Genomic DNA, 3,368 nt, shown 5'->3' on the forward strand with positions numbered 1-3,368 from the left:
AAAAAATAAAAGTAATACTATATAATTAATTTTACAGGGTAATGGAAATGGAAATAAAAACTATCTCAACAGATGTACTTATAATAGGATCTGGAGGAGCAGGCTCTAGAGCTGCAATTGAAGTTGATGATGCTGGTTTAAAGGCTACAATTGTATCAAAAGGATTGTCATTTAGGTCTGGATGTACTGGAATGGCAGAAGGAGGATACAATGCAGTGTTTAAGACAGTTGATAAAGATGACTCAAAGGAAACTCACATTGCAGATACTCTAAAAGGAGGAAGCTATCTCAATGACAAAAAGCTTGTTGAAATTCTTGTTGACGAATCACCGGACAGGTTAATAGACCTTGAAAACTACGGCGCATTATTTGACAGGAAGGAAAACGGCGAGATAGACCAAAGACCTTTCGGAGGACAGACATACAGAAGAACCTGCTATCAGGGAGATAGAACCGGTGCGGAATTACTTAACGCACTAAAAGAAGAAATCATAAAAAGAGATATAGAATGTATCGAAGAGGTAATGATCACTTCACTTGTAACTGAAGGCGATCAGGTAATCGGAGCAACCGGACTGAACCTCAAGGATACAAGCCTAATTTATTTTAAAGCAAAATCAGTCATTTTAGCCAGTGGAGGAGCTGGTCAGTTATACCCTGTAACATCAAATACTTTCCAGAAAAATGGAGACGGTTTTGCAATGGCATACAGAGCAGGTGCCGATTTAATCGATATGGAACAAATCCAATTCCACCCTACAGGAATGATAAAACCTGATTCCAAAAAAGGAGTTCTTGTCACTGAGGCCGTAAGGGCTGAAGGAGGAAAACTCATAAACAAGGACGGAGAAAGGTTCATGAGCAGATATTCACCTGAAAAAATGGAATTGTCTACCCGTGATGTTGTCGCCCGTTCAATCTATCAGGAAATCATTGAAGGAAGGGGAACAGAAGACGGAGGAGTATATCTCGACATTTCACACCTTGATGATGATTATATTGAAGAAAAACTAGAAACCATGGTACTGCAGTTCGAAAATGTTGGTGTCGATATAAAGCATGAGCCTATAGAAGTTGCACCTACCGCACATCACTTCATGGGAGGTCTGAAAATAGACACCAACGGATGTTCATCACTAAAAAATCTATTCGGAGCGGGCGAAGTCTGCGGAGGAGTTCACGGTGCAAACCGTCTAGGCGGAAATGCCCTTGCAGACACCCAAGTATTCGGAAGAAGAGCAGGATTGAGCGCTTCAAAAAATGCTGAAGATGCAGAACTCTTAACAAATGACGAAATGGTTCAAAATGAAGCTTCAAGAATTGAAAATCTAATTAAAGAAAGTACAATCAACCCACAGGAATTTAAAAACAGAATCAAAACCCTTATGTGGGAAAAAGTAGCTATCGTGCGTGAAGAAAAAACATTAAACGAAGCTTTAAAAGAACTTGTGGAAATGCAAAAAGATTTAGACAAACTAAATGTCAGCGATAACAATCAATATAATACCGATTTGGTTACAGCTCTTGAAGTCATAAATATGGTTGAAATCTGTATTCTAACAGTAAAATCAGCAATATTGCGTAGGGAAAGTAGGGGTGCACACTTCAGGTCTGATTTCCCTGAAACATTAGACGAGTGGAAAAAGAGTATTGTAATAAATAAAAAAGAAATAAAATTTGAAGCTAGATAGCTTCTTTTAATTCTTTTATTGCTTTTTTAGCTTTGTCATAAATTTCCTGTTCATCCAACACAGTTAACTTTTTATTTTCCATTAATATCTTACCGTTACAGATGGTAGTATCAACATTGGAACCGTTAGCTGAGTAGATAATGTTTGAAGTCAATGTGGAACTGTCAGGAACCATGTTGGCTGAATTTGTATCGATTAAAATAATATCCGCTTTTTTACCGACCTCAATAGAACCTATTTCATCACTTAATCCCAGAGCTTCAGCACCTTTGATGGTACCCATTGCAATTGCCTCATGGGAATTGACTACATTAGGATCAAGAGTTGAAACTTTCTGAAGCAGACTTGCGGTTTTTAACTCTTCAATCAAATCTAAATTGTTGTTTGAAGAAGCACCATCAGTTCCGATAGAAACACAAATATCATTTTCTATCAATTTGGAAACAGGAGCAATACCTGAAGCCAATTTCATATTACTGCATGGATTATGAGATATTTTTACATCGTTTTTCTTGATTATTTCAATTTCTTCATCACTTAACCATACACAGTGTGCAGCAATGACATCTGGGCCTAAAAAGCCTATTTTGTCCAAATATTCAAACGGCCTTAATCCTTTCTCTTCACTGACATCGTTGATTTCCTTTTGGGTTTCGGAAACGTGAATATGAATTCCCATATTATATTCATTGGCCAATTCACGAACCTTAATCAACAATTCTTCAGAAGCTGTATACGGTGAATGAGGGCCGAAAAATACTTTAATTCTTCCGTCAGCCATTCCGTTGCAGTTTTCAAATAATGTTAAATTTTCCTTAATTTCTGCTTCCCTTCTTTCTGCATCACCAAAATCAATCATTCCATATGATAAAACAGCCCTTATGCCTGCCTCATCAATTGCACGGGCAACGTCTTCCATGTAAAAATACATGTCGGAAAATGTTGTGGTACCTGATTTGATTAGCTCAATTGCTCCTAAAAGAGCACCAATATAACAATAGTCTCCATTGAGATTTGCTTCCATTGGCCAAATATGATCGTTAAGCCAACTGTCTAAACTTAAATCATCGGCCAATCCTCTAAACAATGTCATGGATAAATGAGTATGAGTATTAATAAAACCTGGAAGTAAAATTTTTCCTGTTGCATCGATGATTTTGTCAACACCTTCCTCATCGATTTCATCAGAAATTTCATCGATTAAGTCATTTCTGATTAAAAGAGATTGCTTTTTTTCTTCAAAATTATTCGGATTTAAAATTATTGCATTTTTGATTAAAATAGTATTATCTGTCATAATAACACCTTAAAAAAAATAAAAAAAGTTAAAAACTTAATTATAAGTTTTTAATTGCTAATTTGATATCTTCTGCTTTGATAGTTTTACGTTTTGCAATTTTAGCAACTTGATTAGCTTCTTTTGCAACGTCACGAGCGACTTCTTCTAAGTATGCAGCTAATTCAGCTTTTGCATCTTCGCTAACTCTTTCAGCACCAGATTCTTTAATAATTCTAGCAATAGGAGCTTTTGGTATTTCAGACATGTTTTCACCTCGCAAATTTTAATGAAAACTTATTATTAATACCGTTAATAATAAGCTAAATATCATATTATATGACTTTATATTTAAATATTTTGCAAAAATTAAGGATAAATTAAAAAATAAGAATTATAAA

The 3,368-nt window shown here is 35.5% G+C and carries 3 protein-coding genes; 1 reads left to right on the plus strand and 2 read right to left on the minus strand.

Annotated features, from left to right (window positions below; translation table 11 throughout):
• Positions 1-47: 47 nt before the first annotated feature.
• Positions 48-1,691, plus strand: coding sequence for a fumarate reductase (CoM/CoB) subunit TfrA (gene tfrA / locus ACKI2P_RS10795; protein ID WP_407377488.1), 1,644 nt, complete (start codon positions 48-50; stop codon positions 1,689-1,691).
• On the opposite strand, the gene ACKI2P_RS10800 is transcribed toward tfrA, so the two are convergent.
• Both ACKI2P_RS10800 and ACKI2P_RS10805 read right to left on the minus strand, forming a co-directional pair.
• Positions 1,684-2,988, minus strand: coding sequence for an amidohydrolase family protein (locus tag ACKI2P_RS10800; RefSeq protein ID WP_407377490.1), 1,305 nt, complete (start codon positions 2,986-2,988; stop codon positions 1,684-1,686). The genes tfrA and ACKI2P_RS10800 overlap by 8 nt on opposite strands.
• Before the next feature lie 40 nt (positions 2,989-3,028).
• Positions 3,029-3,235 (minus strand): histone family protein, encoded by a 207-nt coding sequence (locus tag ACKI2P_RS10805; protein ID WP_292738747.1) that lies wholly within the window; start codon positions 3,233-3,235, stop codon positions 3,029-3,031.
• Between the last annotated feature and the right edge of the window lie 133 nt (positions 3,236-3,368).

This window comes from Methanobrevibacter sp. (genome assembly GCF_045541095.1).
Taxonomy (GTDB): domain Archaea; phylum Methanobacteriota; class Methanobacteria; order Methanobacteriales; family Methanobacteriaceae; genus Methanocatella.